The organism is Streptomyces sp. NPDC051987 (assembly GCF_040680735.1).
In the GTDB taxonomy this organism is placed as follows: domain Bacteria; phylum Actinomycetota; class Actinomycetes; order Streptomycetales; family Streptomycetaceae; genus Streptomyces.
On the sequence record NZ_JBFAXI010000003.1, the window covers coordinates 47,955 to 68,190 of the forward strand.

The 20,236-nt window shown below is 71.4% G+C and carries 21 protein-coding genes; 9 read left to right on the forward strand and 12 right to left on the reverse strand.

The annotated features are described in order from the left end of the window. Window positions 1-217: 217 nt before the first annotated feature. Window positions 218-451 carry a DUF3263 domain-containing protein gene (locus AB0M11_RS02205; RefSeq protein ID WP_365700404.1) on the reverse strand — a complete coding sequence of 78 codons (234 nt, stop codon included), beginning with the start codon at window positions 449-451 and terminating at the stop codon, window positions 218-220. 17 nt (window positions 452-468) lie between these two features. Beyond that, window positions 469-1,737, reverse strand: coding sequence for an extracellular solute-binding protein (locus AB0M11_RS02210; RefSeq protein WP_365700685.1), 1,269 nt, complete (start codon window positions 1,735-1,737; stop codon window positions 469-471). 130 nt (window positions 1,738-1,867) lie between these two features. Between AB0M11_RS02210 and AB0M11_RS02215 the strand changes: the two genes are divergently transcribed. The 3 genes from AB0M11_RS02215 to AB0M11_RS02225 all read left to right on the forward strand — a co-directional run bounded on the left by AB0M11_RS02215 (window position 1,868) and on the right by AB0M11_RS02225 (window position 5,095). Beyond that, the gene (locus tag AB0M11_RS02215; RefSeq protein ID WP_365700405.1) at window positions 1,868-2,806 is read left to right on the forward strand and encodes an ROK family protein; all 939 of its coding nucleotides are present in this window, start codon (window positions 1,868-1,870) and stop codon (window positions 2,804-2,806) included. A 122-nt stretch (window positions 2,807-2,928) separates the two neighbouring features. Continuing rightward, window positions 2,929-4,059 (forward strand): N-acetylglucosamine-6-phosphate deacetylase, encoded by a 1,131-nt coding sequence (gene nagA, locus AB0M11_RS02220; protein WP_365700687.1) that lies wholly within the window; start codon window positions 2,929-2,931, stop codon window positions 4,057-4,059. Between the two features lie 106 nt (window positions 4,060-4,165). Then, entirely contained in the window at window positions 4,166-5,095 is a 930-nt protein-coding gene (locus tag AB0M11_RS02225) for a 1-phosphofructokinase family hexose kinase (RefSeq protein WP_365700407.1), read from the forward strand. On the opposite strand, the gene AB0M11_RS02230 is transcribed toward AB0M11_RS02225, so the two are convergent. Both AB0M11_RS02230 and cdgB read right to left on the reverse strand, forming a co-directional pair. Continuing rightward, window positions 5,092-6,045: a carbohydrate-binding protein gene (locus tag AB0M11_RS02230; protein ID WP_365700409.1), complete on the reverse strand. Its 954-nt coding sequence runs from the start codon at window positions 6,043-6,045 to the stop codon at window positions 5,092-5,094. The two genes, AB0M11_RS02225 and AB0M11_RS02230, sit on opposite strands and share 4 nt — an antisense overlap. A 119-nt stretch (window positions 6,046-6,164) precedes the next feature. Continuing rightward, entirely contained in the window at window positions 6,165-7,835 is a 1,671-nt protein-coding gene (gene cdgB, locus AB0M11_RS02235) for a diguanylate cyclase CdgB (RefSeq protein WP_365700411.1), read from the reverse strand. A 380-nt stretch (window positions 7,836-8,215) separates the two neighbouring features. Here cdgB and AB0M11_RS02240 point away from each other — a divergent pair, with 380 nt between their 5' ends. Next, window positions 8,216-8,734 carry a flavin reductase family protein gene (locus AB0M11_RS02240; protein ID WP_365700413.1) on the forward strand — a complete coding sequence of 173 codons (519 nt, stop codon included), beginning with the start codon at window positions 8,216-8,218 and terminating at the stop codon, window positions 8,732-8,734. Between the two features lie 162 nt (window positions 8,735-8,896). Here AB0M11_RS02240 and AB0M11_RS02245 read toward each other — a convergent pair whose 3' ends face one another. The 5 genes from AB0M11_RS02245 to arfB all read right to left on the reverse strand — a co-directional run bounded on the left by AB0M11_RS02245 (window position 8,897) and on the right by arfB (window position 13,820). Further along, on the reverse strand, window positions 8,897-9,496 hold the full coding sequence (locus tag AB0M11_RS02245) for an ATP/GTP-binding protein (protein WP_365700415.1): 600 nt from the start codon (window positions 9,494-9,496) through the stop codon (window positions 8,897-8,899). Continuing rightward, window positions 9,477-9,875 carry a DUF742 domain-containing protein gene (locus AB0M11_RS02250; RefSeq protein ID WP_365700417.1) on the reverse strand — a complete coding sequence of 133 codons (399 nt, stop codon included), beginning with the start codon at window positions 9,873-9,875 and terminating at the stop codon, window positions 9,477-9,479. Before AB0M11_RS02250 ends, AB0M11_RS02245 begins: the two co-directional genes overlap by 20 nt. Continuing rightward, on the reverse strand, window positions 9,872-10,303 hold the full coding sequence (locus AB0M11_RS02255; RefSeq protein WP_365700419.1) for a roadblock/LC7 domain-containing protein: 432 nt from the start codon (window positions 10,301-10,303) through the stop codon (window positions 9,872-9,874). Before AB0M11_RS02255 ends, AB0M11_RS02250 begins: the two co-directional genes overlap by 4 nt. A 15-nt stretch (window positions 10,304-10,318) precedes the next feature. Beyond that, a complete protein-coding gene (locus tag AB0M11_RS02260) occupies window positions 10,319-12,850 on the reverse strand; it encodes a nitrate- and nitrite sensing domain-containing protein (RefSeq protein ID WP_365700421.1) in 2,532 nt (843 codons plus the stop codon). A gap of 532 nt (window positions 12,851-13,382) precedes the next feature. Continuing rightward, a complete protein-coding gene (gene arfB, locus AB0M11_RS02265; protein WP_365700689.1) occupies window positions 13,383-13,820 on the reverse strand; it encodes an alternative ribosome rescue aminoacyl-tRNA hydrolase ArfB in 438 nt (145 codons plus the stop codon). Between the two features lie 172 nt (window positions 13,821-13,992). On the opposite strand from arfB, the gene AB0M11_RS02270 reads away from it, so the two are divergent. After that, a complete protein-coding gene (locus AB0M11_RS02270) occupies window positions 13,993-14,568 on the forward strand; it encodes a TerD family protein (RefSeq protein WP_123976068.1) in 576 nt (191 codons plus the stop codon). Between the two features lie 63 nt (window positions 14,569-14,631). Here the strand turns inward: AB0M11_RS02270 and AB0M11_RS02275 are convergent, their stop codons facing one another. Then, complete coding sequence (locus tag AB0M11_RS02275; protein WP_365700423.1) at window positions 14,632-14,925, reverse strand: DUF397 domain-containing protein; 294 nt, start codon at window positions 14,923-14,925, stop codon at window positions 14,632-14,634. Next, window positions 14,922-15,776, reverse strand: coding sequence for a helix-turn-helix transcriptional regulator (locus AB0M11_RS02280; RefSeq protein ID WP_365700425.1), 855 nt, complete (start codon window positions 15,774-15,776; stop codon window positions 14,922-14,924). The genes AB0M11_RS02275 and AB0M11_RS02280 overlap by 4 nt, the downstream gene beginning before the upstream one ends. 115 nt (window positions 15,777-15,891) lie before the next feature. Here AB0M11_RS02280 and AB0M11_RS02285 point away from each other — a divergent pair, with 115 nt between their 5' ends. From AB0M11_RS02285 to AB0M11_RS02295, 3 genes are all read left to right on the forward strand, one after another. Then, on the forward strand, window positions 15,892-16,299 hold the full coding sequence (locus tag AB0M11_RS02285; RefSeq protein ID WP_365700427.1) for an ATP-binding protein: 408 nt from the start codon (window positions 15,892-15,894) through the stop codon (window positions 16,297-16,299). 255 nt (window positions 16,300-16,554) lie between these two features. Continuing rightward, window positions 16,555-17,427 (forward strand): helix-turn-helix domain-containing protein, encoded by an 873-nt coding sequence (locus tag AB0M11_RS02290; protein WP_365700429.1) that lies wholly within the window; start codon window positions 16,555-16,557, stop codon window positions 17,425-17,427. Window positions 17,428-17,529: 102 nt separating this feature from the next. Further along, window positions 17,530-18,057, forward strand: coding sequence for a GNAT family N-acetyltransferase (locus tag AB0M11_RS02295; RefSeq protein WP_365700431.1), 528 nt, complete (start codon window positions 17,530-17,532; stop codon window positions 18,055-18,057). A 12-nt stretch (window positions 18,058-18,069) separates the two neighbouring features. On the opposite strand, the gene AB0M11_RS02300 is transcribed toward AB0M11_RS02295, so the two are convergent. Further along, a complete protein-coding gene (locus tag AB0M11_RS02300; RefSeq protein WP_365700433.1) occupies window positions 18,070-19,470 on the reverse strand; it encodes a M1 family metallopeptidase in 1,401 nt (466 codons plus the stop codon). 79 nt (window positions 19,471-19,549) lie between these two features. On the opposite strand from AB0M11_RS02300, the gene AB0M11_RS02305 reads away from it, so the two are divergent. Next, entirely contained in the window at window positions 19,550-20,050 is a 501-nt protein-coding gene (locus AB0M11_RS02305; protein ID WP_365700435.1) for a hypothetical protein, read from the forward strand. Window positions 20,051-20,236 lie beyond the last annotated feature (186 nt).

Genomic DNA, 20,236 nt, shown 5'->3' on the forward strand with positions numbered 1-20,236 from the left:
CGGCTGGCAGATGCAGACGCGCCCGTCAGGGGCGCGGGGAACTGCGCGACAAGCCCCCAACCGGCTGGCAGATGCAGACGCGCCCGTCAGGGGCGCGGGGAACTGCGCGACCAGCCCCCACCGACGCGCACATGCAGACGGTCGATGGGGGGCGAAGGGGGCGCAGCCCCATGGAGGACGGGACGGGTAGGGGCGGCGGGGGCGAGAACCCCCGGCCTCAGCGTTCCGAGCGGCGCGCCTCCCGTACCCGGCGCAGCCGGTTCACCGTCACCGGGTCGTGGGCCAGCGCCCGCTCGTCGTCCAGCAGGGCGTTCAGAAGCTGGTAGTAGCGCACCGGAGCCAGGTCCAGTTCCTCGCGAATCGCGCGTTCCTTCGCGCCGGGGCTGGGAAAGCCCCGGCGTTCCAGGGCGAGGATGGCCTGTTCGCGTGCGCCCAGTTCATGCCGGTCCATGGCGAGAACCGTAGCGCTCAGCCGGTCCCGGCCGTACGGCTGTCGGCCGTCGCCGCCTCGGCCTGGAGCCGGGTGAGGACGCCGCTCGGGCTGCCGCTCGGGCTCACCGCCGTACCGATCTGCTTCTTGATGTCGGCGCTGACGGCGGCCCAGGAGGTCTTGCCCACCGGGTAGAGCTCGGAGGTCGGGAGCTGCTCCAGGAAGGGCCGCAGCTGCTTGTCCTGGGGCTGCGTGGAGTCGGCCATCGTCTGGGACGCGGACGTGGTGACGGGCAGCAGGCCGTACTCGCGGGAGAAGGCGAGGACGTTCTTCTCGCTGTAGACGTAGTCGAGGAAGTCGCCCACCTGGTCGGCGTGGCCGTTCTGCCGGAAGGCCGCCATCCAGTCGGCGACGCCCATGGACGCGGTGCTGGTGGTCTGGCCGGCGCGGGCCGGCATCGGCACGGTGCCGAACTTCACGCCCTTCTTCTCGGCCTGCTTGATCAGCGTGGGGTGGCCGTTGAGCATGCCGACCTGGCCGTCGGCGAAGGCGGCGAACGCGGTCGCGCGGTTCAGGTTGCCCGGTGCCACCGGGCCGGTCAGGTCCTTGCCGACCAGCTCGTCCTTGAGCCAGCTGAGGGTGTTGACGTTCTGCGCGGAGTCGATGGTGTACGTGCCGCTGTCGTCGGTGTAGCCGCTGCCGCCGCTGAGCAGCCACTGCATGGTCTCGGCCTGCGCCTCCTCCGGGCCGAGCGGCAGCGCGTACGGGTACTTCACGCCGTCCGCCTTGAGCGCCTTCGCGTCGGCCGCGAGCTCGTCCCAGGTGGTGGGCGGGGTGGTGATGCCGGCCTCGGAGAACAGTGTCTTGTTGTAGAAGAGGACACGCGTGGAGGCGGCGAAGGGTATGCCGTACTGGGCGTGCTTCCACTGGCCCGCCTCGGCGAGCTGGGACGGGAAGTCGGCCTGGACCGGGATGGAGAGCAGGTCGCCGGCCTCGTACAGCTTGCCGGCGGCCGCGTAGTCGGCGTACGAGCCGATCTGCGCCAGGTCGGGGGCCTGGCCGGCGTCGACCATGTCCTTGACCTTGCGGTCGACGTCGTTCCACGAGTAGACGGTGACGTCGATCTTCACGCCGGAGTGCCGGGCCTCGTACGCCGCGGTCAGCTTGTCCCAGTACTTCTGGGAGCTGTTGGCGGCGGAGTCCCCGTAGTCGGCGGCGACGAGTCTGAGGGTGACGTCCGAGGATCCCGTCGTCCCGCATCCACCGAGGACCGCCGTCATGCCCGTTGCGGACACCACCGCGATCATTCCTGCCCTACGCCGCCGCACGTGTACTGCTCCTGTCCCACTGTCTCGTCGTTCAATATGTCTGACCAATAAGGTCTACACCACGCAAGTGGACTAGACCTCTCACGGGTCGGCGGGCCACACTGTTCCCGTGAGACATGTCATCGCCCTGGACGTGGGCGGCACCGGAATGAAGGCCGCGCTGATCGGCCCGGACGGCGAGCTGCTCCACCAGGACCGCCGGGCGACCGGCCGGGACCGTGGCCCCGACGCCGTCGTCACCGCCATCCTCGACTTCGCCGCCGACCTGCGGGCCTACGGCGAGCGGCACCTCGGCGAGCCGCCCTCGGCGGCCGGCGTCGCGGTCCCCGGCATAGTGGACGAGCCCGCCGGCGTCGCGGTCTTCGCGGCCAACCTCGGCTGGCGCGACGTCCCGCTGCGCGCCCTCCTCGCCGACCACCTGGGCGTCCCGGTCGCCCTCGGCCACGACGTGCGCACCGGCGGCCTGGCCGAGGGCCGGCTCGGCGCGGGCCGGGGCGCGGACCGCTTCTTCTTCGTGGCCCTCGGCACCGGGATCGCGGGCGGGTTCGGCCTGGACGGCCGGGTGGAGTCGGGCGCGCACGGCTTCGCGGGCGAGATCGGCCATGTGGTCGTGCGGCCGCAGGGCACCCTCTGCCCGTGCGGGCAGCGCGGCTGCCTGGAGCGGTACGCGTCGGCCGCCGCCGTGAGCGAGGCCTGGGCGAAGGCCTGCGGCGACCCGGACGCGGACGCCGCCGACTGCGCGAAGGCCGTCACGTCCGGCGACCCGAACGCCGTCCGGGTGTGGGGGGAGGCGGTGGGCGCCCTGGCCGACGGGCTGGTCACGGCCGTCACCCTGCTGGACCCTCGCGTCCTGATCATCGGCGGCGGCCTGGCGGAGGCGGGAGACGTGCTCTTCGACCCGCTGCGGGAGGCGGTACGGACCCGGGTGACCTTCCAGAAGCTCCCGGCGATCGTCCCGGCCGAACTGGGAGACACGGCCGGCTGTCTGGGGGCGGGCCTGCTCGCCCAGAACCTGTTGACCACGACGACTGCGGAGGTAACCCCCTGATGGCCGCGACCGAGCCGCACTACAGCGCCCCCGAAGGGGCGCGGGGCAGTGTCCAATTTGCGGCTACCGCCGCGCGGGCGCGATCAGCCCCCACGCACCCGCAGCCCGGAACGCACGGCCTGATCCTCGACGGCGCCCGGGTCGTCCTCCCCACCGGAGTCGTGGAAGACGCCCGACTCGCGGTCGACGGCACGAAAATCACCGCCACCCCCGCCGAGAACGCCCCCCGGATCGATCTCACCGGCCACTGGCTCCTGCCAGGATTCGTGGACATCCACAACCACGGCGGCGGCGGAGCCTCCTTCAGCTCGGGCACGGCGGAGGAGATCCTCACCGGCGTCCACACGCACCGCACCCACGGCACGACCACCCTGGTCGCCTCCACCGTCACCGACGACATGGACGTCCTCGTCCGCCAGGCCGGTCTCCTCTCCGAACTCACCGAACAGGGCGAGATCGCCGGCATCCACTTCGAGGGCCCCTTCATCTCCCCCTGCCGCAAGGGCGCCCACTCCGAGGCGCTGCTGCGGGACCCGGACCCGGCGGCGGTCCGCAAGCTGGTCGACGCGGCGCGCGGGCAGGCCCGGATGGTCACCCTCGCCACCGAACTCCCCGGCGGCATCGAGTCGGTACGGCTCCTCGTGGAGCACGGCGTGCTGGCCGCCGTCGGGCACACGGACGCGACGTACGAGCAGACGGTGGCGGCGATCGAGGCGGGCGCCACGGTCGCCACCCACCTCTTCAACGCGATGCCCCCGCTGGGCCACCGCGCCCCCGGTCCGATCGCCGCCCTCCTGGAGGACGAGCGGGTGACGGTCGAGCTGATCAACGACGGCACGCACCTGCACCCGGCCGCCCTGCAACTCGCCTTCCACCACGCGGGCCCGGAGCGGGTCGCCTTCATCACGGACGCGATGGACGCGGCCGGCTTCGGCGACGGCCGCTACCTGCTGGGTCCGCTGGAGGTGGACGTCACCGACGGAGTCGCCCGGCTCGCGGACAGCGGTGCCATCGCCGGCTCCACGCTGACACTGGACCGCGCGCTGCGGCGGGCGGTGACGGTCGACGGACTGCCCGTCGAGCACGCCGTCGCCGCGCTGTCCGCCAACCCGGCCCGGCTGCTGGGCCTCCACGACCGCGTCGGCTCCCTGGAGCCCGGCAAGGACGCCGACCTGCTCGTCCTCGACGCGGACTTCACACTGAAGGGCGTGATGCGGAAGGGCGCGTGGGTGGTCGCACCCGAACTTCCCTGATCATGACCATGCTTTGGCAGACGGCGGCCTAGGCCGGACCGCCGTCTCCTTGGCATGATCGAGGCCCCCCGACGACGGCACGGGCCCACGCGAGGGAGGTCGCCCGGTGATCCTCACCGTCACGCTGAACACCGCCCTGGACATCACCTACCGGGTCGGTGCCCTGCGCCCGCACGCCTCGCACCGCGTCTCGGACGTCACCGAACGGCCGGGCGGCAAGGGCGTGAACGTGGCCCGGGTGCTGGCCGCGCTGGGGTACGAGACGACGGTGACGGGGTTCGCGGGCGGGGCCACCGGGCAGGCGGTACGGGACCTCCTCTCGGACACCCCGGGCGTGCGGGACGCACTGCTGCCGGTCACCGGTCCGACCCGCCGCACCATCGCCGTCGTGGACGAGCTGACGGGCGACACGACCCAGCTGAACGAGCCGGGCCCGCAGATAGCCCCCGCCGAGTGGGGCGCCTTCCTCGACCACTACGAGGAACTGCTGCGCGGTGCCTCGGCGGTGGCGCTGTGCGGGAGCCTGCCGCCGGGGGTGCCGGTGGGAGCGTACGCGGGGCTGACCAAGGCCGCGCGGGCCGCCGCCGTCCCCGTCCTCCTCGACACCAGCGGGGAGCCGCTGCGGCGCGGGGTCGCGGCCCGACCCGACCTGGTCAAGCCGAACGCGGACGAACTGGCCGAGCTGACCGGGTCCCACGATCCGTTGCGCGCGACCCAGGACGCCCGCCGCCGCGGCGCCCGCGCGGTGGTCGCCTCCCTGGGCGCCCAGGGCCTGCTGGCCCTCACCCCGGAGGGCCGCTGGCGCGCCACCCCACCCACCCGCGAACACGGCAACCCGACCGGCGCCGGCGACTCGGCACTTGCCGGACTCCTCTCCGGCCTGGTCGACCAACTCCCCTGGCCGGACCGCCTCACCCGCGCGGTCGCCCTCTCCGCGGCAACGGTACGCGCCCCGGCAGCGGGCGAGTTCGAACAGGCAGCCTACGAGAAGCTGCTGGGCCAGGTCACGGTGACGGGTGGGACGGCGGCCCCTTAACCCTTGTTCGTGTGCTTGCCCTGCTGCACCCACAGCTGGTCCAGCAGGACGTCGCAGCTGTCGCCGCTCTGGCAGGACAGGGAGATCGTGTTGGTGCCCTTGGTGAGGGTGGGGTACGTGTAGCTGGTCGTCCAGGCGTTGGCCGGGTCGCTCTGCCCCGTGTAGTTCTTCAGCGGAAACTTGCTGCCGAACGGCTTGCCGTTGATGGACAGCGTCATGCTCTCGTCCTGTACGGCGCTGTAGTGCGCGAAGACGGTGTACAGGCCGTCCGCCGGAATGCCGTCGACCGTCCAGGTGACGCCGGCGCCCGTGTGGTTGAGGTTCGTGACGTAGATGCCGCCCTGGGCCTTCGCACCCTTCACGTCCGAGGCCAGGCTCGCGCCGCCGTCGAGACGGAGGGCCTTCGCGTCGATCGGCGTGATGTCACCCGTGGCCGACGCCGAGCTGGTGCTCGACGGGGACGGGGACGCGCTCGCCGACTGGGTCGGGGTGGTGGAGGCTCCGCCGCCCGCCTTGTTGTCGTCGCCGTTGCCGTTCATCATCGCGATGCTGATGCCGATGACGACAGCGGCGACGACCGCGACGGCGCCGATGAGGATGCCCTTGGTGTTGGGGCCCCGGCCGCGGCCGGGGTTCGGCGGGGCCTGGCGGGAGGCCGGGGCGCCGCCCGGGAAGGTCTCCGGGGCCTGGTAGGCCGCGTTCGGCTGCTGGCCGTAGCCGCCGGCCTGCTGCTGGGGGATGGTCTGGCCGCCGTACGGCGACTGCGGCGCCTGCTGCTGGCCGCCGTACGTGCGCTCGCCGACCGAGCGCACCCTGCTGACCTGATGCGGGTAGCCGTAGCCACCGGAGCCGGACGGCGGCTGGGCCCCTCTGGCCTGACCATCGGCGTACAGGTAGCCGAACGGGTCGTCGTCCTCGGGCGTGCTCGCGCCGTTGTCGCCGGGCGTCATCCCTTGGTACTCCTCAACAGGTGCGGGCGGATGCGATACGGGGTATTGAGAGTCGAGCCTACCCGGTCTGACTGAGCCAAACGGGTGACTCGTACCGCATCAGCGCGACGACCTGCGGATCATCCGGCACGTCGATGCGCTTTGGGACGAGATCGTTTCTCTACGTACATCCGCTCGTCGGCGGATTTCAGGACCTCGTCCGCCGTCATGCCGCAGTGCGCCCACCCGATGCCGAAGCTGGCGCCCACCCGGACGGCCCGGCCCTCGGCGCGGATCGGCTGGATGATCTCGTTGCGCAGGCGTACGGCGAGGTCCTGGGCGTCGGCCTTGCCGAGGCCGTCGGCGAGGATCACGAACTCGTCGCCGCCGAGGCGGGCCACCGTGTCACCGTCCCGGACGGCTCTGCCGAGGCGCCGGGCGACCTCGATGAGGACGGCGTCGCCCGCGTTGTGGCCGAACCGGTCGTTGATGGACTTGAAGCCGTCCAGGTCGCAGAAGAGCACCGCGAGCCCCTTGGTGCCGTCGTCGCGGCCGTCCTCGGGGGCGACGGTGTGCACGTGGTGGTCGTAGCCCCCGTCGTACGACGCCGACGGCGACGCCGACGTGCCGGCGAAGTCGAAGCCGTGGCCGTTGGCGTCGTAGGCGGGGTGGTGGCCGTAGGCCGCGTCCAGGGACTCCAGGCCGCCCCCGGCGTCGGTGCGGCTGCAGAGCCGGGAGGAGAGCCGGGAGCGCAGCTCGGCGGAGTTCGGGAGGCCGGTGAGGGAGTCGTGGGAGGCGCGGTGGGCGAGCTGGAGCTCGCGGCGCTTGCGTTCCTCTATGTCCTCGACGTGGGTGAGGAGGAAGCGGGGGCCGTCGGCGGCGTCCGCGACGACGGAGTTGCGCAGCGAGACCCAGACGTAGGTGCCGTCGCGGCGGCCGAGGCGGAGTTCGGCGCGGCCGCCCTCCGCGGAGGTGCGCAGCAGGGTGCCGATGTCCTCGGGGTGGACCAGGTCGGAGAAGGAGTAGCGGCGCATCGCGGAGGCGGGGCGGCCCAGGAGGCGGCACAGGGCGTCGTTGGAACGCAGTATCCGGCCGTGCTGGTCGCCGCCCATCTCGGCTATCGCCATGCCCGAGGGGGCGTACTCGAAGGCCTGCCGGAAGCTCTCCTCGCTGGCCCGCAGCGCCTGCTGCTCGCGCTCCAGCCGGACCAGGGCCCGCTGCATGTTGGCCCGCAGGCGCGCGTTGCTGATCGCTATCGCGGCCTGGAAGGCGTACATCTGCAGGGCCTCGCGGCCCCAGGCGCCGGGGTGGCGGCCGTTGCGCGGGCGGTCGACGGAGATCACGCCGAGCAGTTCGCCGCAGGAGCTGCCGGATATGCCGGGCGTGTACATCGGGGCGAAGAGCCGGTCCGAGGGGTGCCACTCGTCCTCGAACCGGGGTGCGGGCCCGTCGGTGTACCACTGCGGGACGTCGTCGTCGTCGAGGATCCAGCCCTCGGTGTGCGGTATGAAGACGAGGTCGCCCCACTTCTCGCCCATGTTCAGTCGCCGCTCCCAGGATTCCCTGGAGCCGACCCGCCCGGTGATCAGGGCCTCGGCGGCGGAGTTGCCGGAGAAGGCGGCGACCACGAGGTCGCCGTCGGGGCGCACGAGGTTGACGCAGGCCATCTCGTAGTTCAGCGCGTTGATCACGCCGTCGGCGACGGTCTGCAATGTGTCCGCCAGGCTGCGGGCCGTGTTCATGTCGGCCATGACCTGGTGCAGCTGTCGCAGGGACGCAAGGCGGACGTACGGCTCCGACTCGGTCTCCATGCTCGCCCTCCCCCCGAGACCTCGTAGCGAATCAAGGGTCTGCTTCGGCGCTACTTTTCCCCGCCACTGAATCACAGCGCGCTGCCCACTCGGTACACAGGGTCAACAATTACCGTCCCTTGTGACTCAAGTCACAGGAGAACGTGAACAATTGCGTGGAGTTTCTGCGTTTTCCCTGTGTGCTTACTGAACCCAGCCTTTGTGGGCGTGTGCACATGATGCACGTTACGGCCCTTCAGGGGGCCATGCCCGGCCCTTGGTCCTAGGACCCGGCTCGGGCCGATGACCGATGCGGCGGCGCCGGGTCCGACACTAGCGTTTCCGGCGTGCTGAAGACTCCCTCCCCCGCCGCCGCAGAAGCCACCGGGCATGCTGTGGGGGTGAGCAACGAAGCGTTCAAGGCCGCCATGTCCCGGCTGGCCGCCGGCGTGGTCCTGGTGACCGCGCGGGAGCCGTCGCTGGACCCGGACGACCCGCTGGCCCCGGCCGGCGAGGACGTCGGCATGACCGCCACCGCGTTCCTGTCGGTGTCGCTCGACCCACCGTTGGTGCTGGTCAGCCTGCGTACGGGGGCCCGCATGGACGACCTCCTCGACGAGCAGCCGCTGTGGGCGGTCTCCGTGCTCACCGAGAGCCAGCGGCACATCGCCGGCCGCTTCGCGATGAAGGGCCGCATCAGCGACCGGCTGCTCTTCGAGGACATCCCGTACGTCCGCGGCGAGGCGACCGGCGCCCCCCTGGTCGGCGGCGCGCTGGCGACCCTGGAGTGCCGCACCGAACAGCGGGTCACCGCGGGCGACCACACCCTCGTCATCGGCCGCGTTCTCACCGCCGAACTCCCGAGCACGGAAGGCGGCCCGCTGATGTATTTCCGGGGCCGGTATCGCCAGTTGGGATGAAACCGCGCGGTCCGTTTCCGAGAATTCCGTGGGCAGTCGCCGAACGGCCCTTCCGGGGTGCGCGGATGTCCTCTCCCGCTCCGCCTCGAAGAAGTGACCACCGCGAATTCGGCGGCGGCACTGGCGCATTCGTGTCCGGCCCGACTCGGTCTCAGGGCGTGGTTACGCGGACGTGGCGGAGTGACCGGCCATCAAGTGGTCGACGAGCGCCAGCAGCACGTCGCGGCCGTCCCCCCGGTCGCGGGCGTCGCAGAGCACCAGCGGCACCTGGGGATCGAGGGCGAGTGCCGCGCGGATCTCCTCCGCGGTCCGGTCGCGGACCCCGTGGAAGCAGTTGACGCCGACGACGAAGGGGATGCCGCGGCTCTCGAAGAAGTCGATCGAGGCGAAGCTCACCTCCAGCCGTCGGGTGTCGACCAGGACCACCGCGCCCATCGCCCCGTTGACCAGGTCGTTCCACATGAACCAGAAGCGCTCCTGGCCGGGGGTGCCGAACAGGTAGACCACGAGGTCGTCGCTGATGGTGATCCGCCCGAAGTCCAGCGCGACGGTGGTGGTGACCTTGCCGTTCACCCCCTCCAGGTCGTCCACTCCGACGCCGGCCCGCGTCAGGTACTCCTCGGTGTGCAGCGGGGCGACCTCGCTCACCGCGCCGACCAGAGTCGTCTTCCCGACGCCGAACCCGCCTGCGACCAGGATCTTCACCGCCAGGGGAGCCGCGTCCGCAAGGCCGACCGCGTGGTCAGAGCTTGCGTAGTCCATCTCTCACCGCCTCGAGGGTAGTCATGTCGGAACGGCCGCCGGCCCGGGTGAGCGACTGCGGCGAACGGGCCCACAGGTAGCCGGAGTCGACCAGATCGCCGATGAGGATCTTGGTCAACGACACCGGGAGGCCCAGCTTGGCGGCGACTTCCACCACGGCCTTGGGGTCCCGGCAGAGCCCGAGGATCGTACGGTGCTCCGGCTGCATCCTGCGCACCGCGAGCGCCGCCTGCGTGGTGACCTCGGGCAGCGTCGTCACCAGCGTGATCAGCGTCAGATCCGTCCGCTCGGGGGTCGTGCGCCCGCTGGTGATCGTGTAGGGACGGACCAGTTGCTCGTCGGCGGCGTCGTCGTCGAACCCCTCGGTCCAGTGCTTCATCCGGCTCTCCCCGCGTCATCGGGTAGCGGAGTACGCGTGTCGGTGCCCAGCCGCTGGCCGACCTGCTGGACCAGGGTGTGCATCGCGACACTCATCAACTCGGCGTCGACCGCCTGGGAGGCGGTCACCGCCAGGTGGGTGCCGCGGCCCGCGGAGATCACGAACAGCCACAGGTCGGCCATCTCCACGATGACCTGGTGCACCGGGCCGCCGCCGAAGAGCTGCCCGGCGCCGCGGGCGAGGCTCTGCTGGCCGGTGGCGATCGCGGCGAGCCGCTCGGCGTCCGAGCGGTCGATGGTCCGCGAACGGCTCATCACCAGGCCGTCGTCCGACAGCACGATGGCGTGCCGGGTTCCCGTGACCTGGTCGACCAGGCCGTCCAGAAGCCAGTCCAGATCCGCGTCGGTGGCCGTCGTACGCTGCGTCATTCTCGATCATCCGTCCTAGGAGAGCCGGTCGGGCGAGGCGGCCCCTTCACCGCTGCCTCCGCCGGAGCCGGTACCGTCACCGCTGCCGTCGTTGTCGCCGCTGTCGTGGCCGATGTCGTGGCCGGCTGCGCCACCGCCCCTGTCACCGGTGCCGTCGTCCGGGTCACCGCCGCCGCGGGCCAGCCGGGACTGCCGCTGGAACGCGCCGATCGTGGCCCCGGACCGGCCGGGCCGGTCCGGGAACGTCCAGAGGCCCGGCTCGTCCGGCTCCGCCTGCCCGGCCGGTTCCGCCGGGATCTGGAGTTCGGGGGCCAGGCTGGCCTGGCGGACCCGCTGGGGCAGCGGCCGCGCCGCGGCCGGCGCGGACGGGGATGCCTCGTCCTCGTCCGGAGGCCGGAGCGCGGGGGCGGTGACGTGCGCCATCGCGTGTCCCTTGGCGCGGGTGGGCAACCGCCCGCCCTCGTACGGCGCCCGCGGTCCGGCACCGGCGTCGTGCGGGTGCGGCCGCGGACCGGGCAGGTGCGGCAGGACGTCCGCGGGGAGCTCGACCGGCTGGGGTGCCGTGCGGGGCTCTTCCACCACCACCTGTTCCGGCAGCAGCACGACCACCCGGGTGCCGCCGAAGGCGGACGGCCGCAGCTCCACCCGCAGGCCCAGACCCGCCGACAGCCGGGCGACCACGTACAGGCCGAGCCGTACGTCGTCGGCCTGGGTCATCACGTCGAGCTGCGGCGGCGCCTCCATCAGGGCGTTGGCGGCGGCGTAGTGCTCGGGCTCCATGCCCAGGCCGCGGTCCTCGATCTCCACCGCGACGCCCCGGCCGACCCTCGCGGCCCGTACCTCGACCGGGGTCGGCGGCTTGGAGAAGGCGGCGGCGTTCTCCATCAGCTCCGCCAGGATGTGCACCAGCGTGCCCACCGCCCGCTCGGACACCCACGGCTCGTCCTCGACGTCGATCGTGATCCGGCGGTAGTCCTGCACCTCGCCCTGCGCGGCGCGCAGCACGTCGAGCAGCCGGACCGGCTTGCGCCAGCGGCGCTGCGGCTGGCCGCCGCCGAGGATGACCAGGTTCTCCTCGTAGCGGCGCAGCCGGGCGGTGAGGTGGTCCAGGTCGAACAGGCCCTCCAGCACCTCGGGATCCTCGTGCCTGCGTTCCAGCTCGTCCAGCTTGCGCAACTGGAGGCCGATGAGGATCTGGGTGCGCCGGGCGATCCGCTGGAGCAACCGCTCGAAGCCGCGGTGCTGTTCGGCCTGCCGCACGGCGGTGGCCACCGCGCTGCGGCTGGCCGCGTTCAGGGCTCGCCCGAGCTCGCCGAGTTCGTCGGGGGTGGGCTCGACCAGCCGGACCTCGCGGTCCACGTCCACGTCCTCGCCGCGCTCCAGCCGGGACACCACGTCGGGCAGCCGCTGCTGGAGTTCCACGGCTTCCTCGCGCAGGGCGTCGATGCGCCGGCGCAGCAGGACGGTGAGACGCCAGCTGGCGAGGACGACCAGGATCACGGCGAGCAGGCCGGCGGCGCTGATGACGATCAGGGCCCACTGGAGCCCGCTGACGCTGTCGGCGGAGACCTTGTCGAGGTGCTCGACCCGGACCAGGACCAGATTCAGCAGCAGCGGGCGGTTGGCGTCCAGCGCGGTGCGCCACTGGGTGTGGATCCGGCCGAGCTCCAGCTCACCCTGCGAGTGGTGGGGGCCGGCGACGATGACCTGCTCCTCCAGGTTGTGCTGGACTCCCCACGACTTGGCGGACGTCATCTTCCTGTACGCGTCGAGTTCGGCACCGGTGAGGCCGAGGGAGACCCGCTGGAGCAGGTACTCCTGTGAGCCGACGGCATCGACGAACACGTCGTATTCGCTGACCTTCAGATGCCCGGTCTGCCAGTCGCGCCCGAGCAGGGCGTCCTCGCGCCCGATCCTGTCGATGGCGCCGTTGAGGTCGACCAGGGTGTTCGTCAGCAGGGCCACTTCGGCGTTGCTCCGGCGGCCGAGCGCGGTGAAGACGCCGGTCAGCGAGTCGATGGTGCCGCCGTAGTAGTCGAACGCCGCCTGCTGGCCGGCCGACCCGGTGTCCACCGCCTTGCGCTGCTCGGCGAGCCGGTCGAGATCGCGCACGGTGGCGGACAGAGCCGTGCCGAGACCCTGCTGCCCGTGCGAGGTGCTCTCGTCCGCCACCCGGCGGAAACCGGTCACCGCCTTGTCGGTCGCCGCACGCGCCGCGACCAGCCTGCCGCGGGTGGCGGGGCCGGGGTCGGCCTGCATCTCCGCGGTGAGCCGCCGCTCCTCGTCGAGGGACTGGAAGAGGACGGACGACGGCCGGCCCAGCGAGGTGCTCAGGTCGCTCTGGGTCTTCTCCGTCTGCCAGCGGGTGGCCAGCTGGTAGGTGCTCAGGCCCCACAAGGGCGCGAGCGCGAGGACCGGTACGACCACGAGGATGATCAGAACGGTACGCAGGGGCAGTCGCCCGGAGCTGCCGCCCGCCCCTTCCGGACGTGAGAGAAGGTCAGCCGAGGCCGGCAGCGCGTCCGATGGCTGGTTCTCGACGGCCACGCTTCTGCCCCGTCCACCCCCAAACCTGCCAAATCCGGTCACCTTAGGGACACTCCCCCCACCGTCCGGTGCATCCATGGAGAAAAAAATCGCCAAAGCCCGGCGACTGGTGGCAGATAGTAGCCACATCAATCGAAGTCCGTAAACGTTTTGCGCTCACCGCACGGATCCGCCGGGTGGCGGAGCGAAGTCCTGGCCGGCCGGTCCACAACCGTCGCTCGACCGCGACTGCGAACGACCGACGGCGACCGCCGAAGCCATGGCCGAGGGGGCGATGACCCGCCCGCTGCCCGTTCGGCCCTCCGGACAGTCGTCGCGGAGGGACCGCGGACCGGCCACCCGGCGGGTTGTCGGCAGCTCAGCCGCTACAGGCGAGGCGCGCCGCCCCGGCCCGCCGACGCGGGTCCGGACTCCGGCAGTGAGCAGTCCGTGGGCGAGCTCGGTGGCCCCGTGGCCGACCGCCGGGAACAGGTCGTCGTTCTCGACTGCGCATGCCGACGGAAGGATCGCCCCGCAGACCGCGGGGACCGTGTCACGACCAGTCGCGGCCTGTGCGCCCGCGCTTGGTCTCCGAGCGCTGCTTCTTCTCCCGCAGCCGGCGTTCGTTGATCCCACGCGGGATGCGGGTCGGCCGACGCGGCTTGGGCGGCGGCGCGGTGGCCTCCGCGAGGAGCGCGGCGAGGCGTACGGCGGCGGTCTCACGGTTACGCCACTGCGAACGGTGCTCGGACGCCCGCACGACGACCGCCCCGTCCACCAGGCGTCCGGCCAGCCGCTCCAGCGCCCGCTCCTTCCACACCGGCGGCAGCGCCTCGGTGTTCGCCAGGTCGAAGCGCAGCTCCACCTGCGAGTCACTGGTGTTGACGTGCTGCCCGCCGGGCCCGGAGGACCGCGAGAAACGCCAGGTGAGCTCGGCCTCGGGGAGCGAGACGGAGCCGCGGATGACGTATGGACCGGACATACCCCCTATGGTCGCGCGGCTGACCGGCGCACGTCACGCGAATAAGTTCCTCACCCGTTTGGCAAAGAAGGTAAAGGAAGCTGGAACCTTCGGTACCCCTCGTGGCGTTCATACCGGTAGCTGTAGCTTCAAGCCCGTACGCCGCACGGCCGTACGCATACGAGGGAAAGGACCCCCGACCATGGCTGTAAGCCTCTCCAAGGGTGGCAACGTCTCGCTCACCAAGGAGGCTCCGGGCCTGACCGCCGTCACCGTGGGCCTCGGCTGGGACGTCCGCACCACCACCGGCACGGACTTCGACCTCGACGCCTCGGCCATCGCGGTCAACGGACAGGGCAAGGTCTACTCCGACGCCCACTTCGTCTTCTTCAACAACAAGAACACCCCGGACAACTCCATCGTCCACACCGGCGACAACCGCACGGGCGAGGGCGCCGGCGACGACGAGGCGATCAACGTCAACCTGGCCGCCCTGCCGGCCGACATCGACAAGATCGTCTTCCCGGTCTCCATCTACGACGCCGAGAACCGCGGCCAGAACTTCGGCCAGGTCCGCAACGCCTACATCCGCATCGTCAACCAGGCCGGCGGCGCCGAGATCGCCCGCTACGACCTCTCCGAGGACGCGGCGACGGAGACCGCCATGGTCTTCGGCGAGCTGTACCGCAACGGCGCGGAGTGGAAGTTCCGCGCGGTCGGCCAGGGTTACGCCTCCGGCCTGGTCGGCATCGCCCAGGACTTCGGCGTCAACGTCTGAGAGACGCTGCGCTGAGCGGGAGCCCCTGGCCGCGTGGGTGCGGCCGGGGGTCCCGGCGCGGGATCAGTGCGCCGACGCGTACGACACGAAGGCCGCCCAGGCGGAGGGGGCGAGCGCGAGCCGGGGGCCGGGTGCGGCGGCCGGGGGTGTGTGGGGGTACTTGGAGTCGCGGATGTGGATGGTGGTGGGGGTGGGGGCTATTTCCAGGCAGGAATCGCCGTTGTTGCCGTCGCTGTAGCTGCTCTTGAACCAGGCGAGGGCGACTTCTACGCAGGACTCGCCGTTGGTGCCGTCGCTGTAGCTGCTCTTGAACCAGGTCAGGTCGGCAATGTTCTTGGCGGAGGCCTTGCGGATCATGATTCCCCCAGCAGTTGTTCGATGAAGGTCGACGACTCCCGAGGTGAGAGCGCCTGCGCCCGGATGGTGCCATATTGCAGCTCGATGACACGAAGCTGCCTCGGATCAGTGGTCGGGCGCCCGTTGAACGTGCCTTCGGCGCGTCCCACGGCAGTTCCGTCAGGGAATTTCAGCAACTCAATCCTGCCGTCAAGCCCGGGATGGGCATCGGCGGCCGTCGGCATCACTTGAAGTGTGACGTTCCGCAACCGCCCCACCTCCAGCAGGTGTTCGAGTTGCCGTTGGTGCACCATTCTGCCTCCGACCGGTCGGCGCAGCACGGTCTCTTCCAGCACGAAGTGAATCGACGGGGCCGGATCCCGCTCAAAAACCGTCCGCCGAGCCAAGCGAGCGGTCACCATGCGTTCCACGTCATCCGGCGAGTACGGCGGTTGCGCAGCCTCGATCAGCGCACGCGCGTGCTCTTCCGTCTGCAACAGCCCGCTGATGCTGTTGCACACGTACACCCCGATCTCGACCGCCTGCCCCTCCGCCTTCGCCAGCTCCCGCACCTTCTTCGGATACCGGACCCTCTTCACGTCCTCCCACGTCGCCGCGATCAGCCCACCGGCTCCCAGGACCTCGTCCGCCCGGTTCAGGTACTCCTGCCGGGGGATCCGCTTCCCTCCCTCCACTTTGTAGACCATGTCCTCCCCGTAGCCGACGGCCTCCCCGAACTCGGCGGCGCGCATCCCCACCGCCTCGCGCCGCAGTTTCAGCTGACGTCCGACGGTGGTGATGACGGCCACTCCCCAGTCGTCGTCCGGGTCGACCTCCCACCCGGGCTCGGCCACCTCACCGTCCACGGTCATCCCGCACACCCCTCCCTCCGACAGCCAGGACAGCACTGGACAAGCGCCGGACAGTCACCGTACGTAGCGCTTCCATCACTGTTCACGGTACGCACGGGCGGCCACGCTGGGTGACGTGAACGACGAAATCTCCACCCCCCTCCGGAACATGAGCCTGCGCCTGTCCCCCACGCCGCGAGGCGCACGCCTGGCGCGGCTGCTGACCGCCGAGCAACTCCGCACGTGGGGACTGCCCCTGGACCCGGCGACGCAGATCGTGGCGGAGCTGGCGGCGAACGCGGCGACGCACGGGCGGGTGCCAGGACGCGACTTCGGCCTCCTCCTCTACGTCGTGGGGAGCACCCTGCGCATCGAGGTGACGGACACGCGCGGTGACCTCCAGCCACAGCCCCAACCCTGCGCACCGGCCGCGGAGTCGGGCCGGGGCCTCGTCCTCGTCGACGCGCTCGCCGACAAGTGGGGCGTAACGCCGGGGCTGTCGCCGCGCAAGACGGTGTGGGCCGAGATCGAGGTGCACCCGTAGCCCGGAAACGCGGACCCCGGGTGCGCGGGACGTCACCACCAAAGAACGACGGGAGAAAGAACTCCCACCAAACCCCACCCCTCCCGCCCGTCGCGCAGAGTCACTCCCGCGAGTGAATATGCCCAAGTCAGCTGGATTTGAGGCGGGTTGGGTGCCCTACGCTCAGCGCACCAACCGCAGAAAAAACTTCGGCCCCCGCCGGGACGGCAATCCCAGTGCGAGGGCCTGACCACCCAGGAAGTAGCAGCCTTCCCGATGGATACGAAAAACCCTAGCGCGCCCTCCTGCGCCGAGTCTCCTGTTGCCGCCAGGAAGCACCCGAACCGGGGGTCAGGCGGTCTCCTGCACGACAACGCCCGCCACACCTCCCACTTCGTGGTGATCGGCAACCACCTAGCCCAGCACCCCACCCTCTCGGCGCTCGCGATCGGCCTCGGGGTGCACATCCAGTCGCTCCCCAAGGGCGCCCAGGTCGACATCAAAACCCTGGCGCTGCGCTTCCCGGAGGGGAGGGACCGTATCGGCGCGGCCCTGCGGGAACTGGAGGCCGAGGGGTACCTGCGGCGCGAGCGGGAGCGGATCCCCGACGGGCGGATCGTCACCCGCACGGTCTCCTGCAACAAGCCCGGGCACCGGACCGCCACGGCCGAGACCCCCGACCGGCCCGCCCGGCGCGCGAAGACCGCCACGGACAAGCCGCCTCCCCGCAAGCGCCTCCCCGCCGTACCGCAGCCCTGCACCGCCTCCCCGGCACTCCTCGGCACAGCCCTCGACATCCTCGCCGGCCTCCGCCGCCGCGACCCCCGCCTGTTCCTCTCCGCCACGGACGCCGAGCACCTCGCCCCGGGGGTCGCCGCATGGCTGGAGCGCGACGTCACCCCCACAGCCGTACGCCATGCCCTGACCGACAACCTTCCGGCGGAACCCCTGATCCGCCCGGCCGCCTTCCTGGCCCACCGCCTGGCGGAAAAACTCCCGCCCCCACCTCCGTTCCGGCCCCCTGCCGCACCGGCCCCGGAGCCGAGACGCCCGTTCCAGACCTGCGACGGCTGCGACCGCCCCTTCCGCACCCGCACCCCCACCCCCGGCCCCTGCCGCGACTGCCGAACCGGCCAGGTGCGACGGTGAGCGGCGACAGCTGGCGTGAGCATCGGCGCGCGCTTCCCCGCGTAGTTCCGGCTCGCCGCGCCAGGCAAGTGATCACCGGAGGGGCGGGGATAGGTTGCCCGCATGATCCTCCAGCCCCTGTCCGTGCGGCCCGGTGACGACATCCCGGGACCGGTGCTCACCGAGATCACCGCCCTGTACGCCTCGAACCGCGCCTTCCTCGCGCTCAGTGGGGACGTCCCGGACCCGGAAGACGTGCGGCCCGAGCAGGTGGCGCGGGCGCTTGCGGACGAGCTGGCGCAACCGGACGCGGAGGTGCTGCTCGCGCGTAGCGAGGGGCGGCTGGTCGGGATCGCGGTCACCCTCGCCCGGCATCCGGACCCGGCCGACCCGGACCCGTGGATCGGGCTGCTGATGGTGGACGCGGGGGTGCGGGGACAGGGGCACGGCCGACGGATCGCGACCGCCGTCGAGGACCGCTTCCGGGAAGCCGGCCGTACGGCGGTCCGGCTCGCCGTGCTGGAGAACAACCCGGACGGCCTCGCCTTCTGGACCGCCCTCGGCTACGAGGTGATCGATCACCGCGCGGACCGGGAACACGGGCGCCCGTGCGCCGTCCTGCGCAGGGAACTGGGCGACGTGGACAGCTGACCGCCAGGGGCCCTAGGGATGCGCCGGCTTCCCGTCGCCGTACAGCCAGTCCTTCCAGATCGCGTCGAAGTTCTTGCCCGGCGCCATCTTCTCCACGTACGCGGTGAACTCGGCGGTGTCCGCGTTGCCGTGGCGGTGGGCGGCCGCCCAGCCCCGGAGGATGGCGAAGAACCTGTCGTCGCCGACGGTCTGCCGGATCTTGTGCAGGACCATCGCGCCTCGTTCGTACACCGGCCGCCCCGAGATGTAGGCGGCGCTCGGTGGTTTCGCCGCGGGGAACCCCCACAGGGTCGCGTCGTCCTTGGGGGTCGCGTAGACCTCGTCGAATATCTTCTGCGCCGTCCGGCCGCCGTGGTCCTCCTCCCAGAGCCACCCGGCATAGGTCGCGAAGCCCTCGTTGAGCCACATGTCCCGCCAGGTCTTCGGGGTGACGGAGTCGCCGTACCACTGGTGGGACAGTTCGTGGACGAGGGTGTGGAGCTGCGGAGCACCGGGGAAGACGGGCCGGTTCTGGGTCTCCAGCGCGTACCCGGCGTCGCCCGGCCGGTCGACGATCGCGCCGGTGGAGGAGAAGGGGTAGGGGCCGAAGGTGTGCTGCTCCCACTCGATGATCTCGGGGAGCCTCGCGAGCACGCTCTTGCTCGCGGAGGCCTGCGTGGGGTCCACCGCCACGTACACCGGCAGACCGTCGGAGGTGGTGGACCGGGTGATCGTGAAGTGGCCGACGGCGACCGTGGCGAGGTAGCTCGCCATCGGCTGCGCGCAGTGCCAGACGAAGGCGGTCCGGTCGCCCTCGGTCGTCTCGCTCTTCAACTCGCCGTTGGAGACGGCCTGGAGGCCCTTGGGAACGGTGATCTTGATGTCGTACGACGCCTTGTCGGAGGGCAGGTCGTTGTCGGGGAACCAGGCCATGGAGCCGACGGGTTCGCCGAGGGCCAGCGCGCCGTCGGCGGTGCGCAGCCAGCCCTCCTTGGAGCCGTCGGGGTCGGTGATCGTCTCCGGGCTGCCCGAGTAGCGCACGGTGGCGGCGAAGGTCTCGCCCTTCTTCAGGTCGTCGTGCGGGCGGATCGTCAGCTCCTGGCCGGCGCGGCTCCAGCGGGCCCGCTTCCCCTCGACGGTGACCGTGTCGACGTCCAGCCCCTTCAGGTCGAGGTCGAAGGCGGTCAGGTCCTGGGTGGCGCGGGCGGTGACGACGGCGGTGCCGGTGAGGTGGCGGGTGGCCGGGTCGTAGGCGAGGGTGAGGCCGTAGTGGCGCACGTCATAGCCGCCGTTGCCCGCCTTCGGGAAGTACGGGTCGTGGAGGCCCGCGCCACCGGGGGTCCCGTGGACTCCGCCGCGCGCGGTGAGCGTGAGGGCGACGGAGAGCGCGAGCGCGCCTGCTGCGACCGAGAAAACGCGTACACGTCTGGACACGCGATCGATCCTAATGATGAAGGGGCGGTCCCCTCAGGCCGATGGGGCGGATGGTGCGGGCCGTGACACCATCGGCTACGTGCTCGACATCGGCTACGCCCTCTCCAACCGCTTCCCGGACCCGCCCCAGACGGACTACCGGCGGGTGGACGTCCACACGCTGCGCCACGACCTGTTCTGCGGGGACGTCTACCTCGCCGACACCAAGGCGGACCGGGAACTGTCCACAGCCTGGGGATGGGTGCCGGTGCTCGACTTCGCGTGGGCGCTGTGCGACATCGTGGAACGGCTGGACAGGGATCCGGCGGGGTCCCGGGCCGCCCGGCCCCAGCACGCGGAGCTGGACTTCACCGAGTCCACCGACCGCATGCTCTTCGAGCGCCGCTTCGGCTGGGTGGACATCGAGGCGGACTGGATGCCCGCCGAGGAGCCGCCCCTCACCTTCTCCCACGCCGAACTGCGCCGGGAGGCCCGGGACTTCCTGCACGACCTGATCGCCGACCTCACCGACCTGCACGAGGACCTGGCCGACAACCCGGCGATCTGGACCCTCCAGGCCCGCTTCCCGCGAGTCTCCTGAAACGCCCACGCCCCCGGGCGGTGGCGCTGAGCGACCCCCACCGGTGGCGCTGGGCGACCCCCACCGGTGGCGCTGGGCGACCCCCACCGGTGGCACTGAACGACCCCCGTATGGACGGGAGTTGACCTCCTGTTGTGGCGGGGGTGACAACTGGGACGGGAGTCCGCGGAAGACGTCCGGACCCTC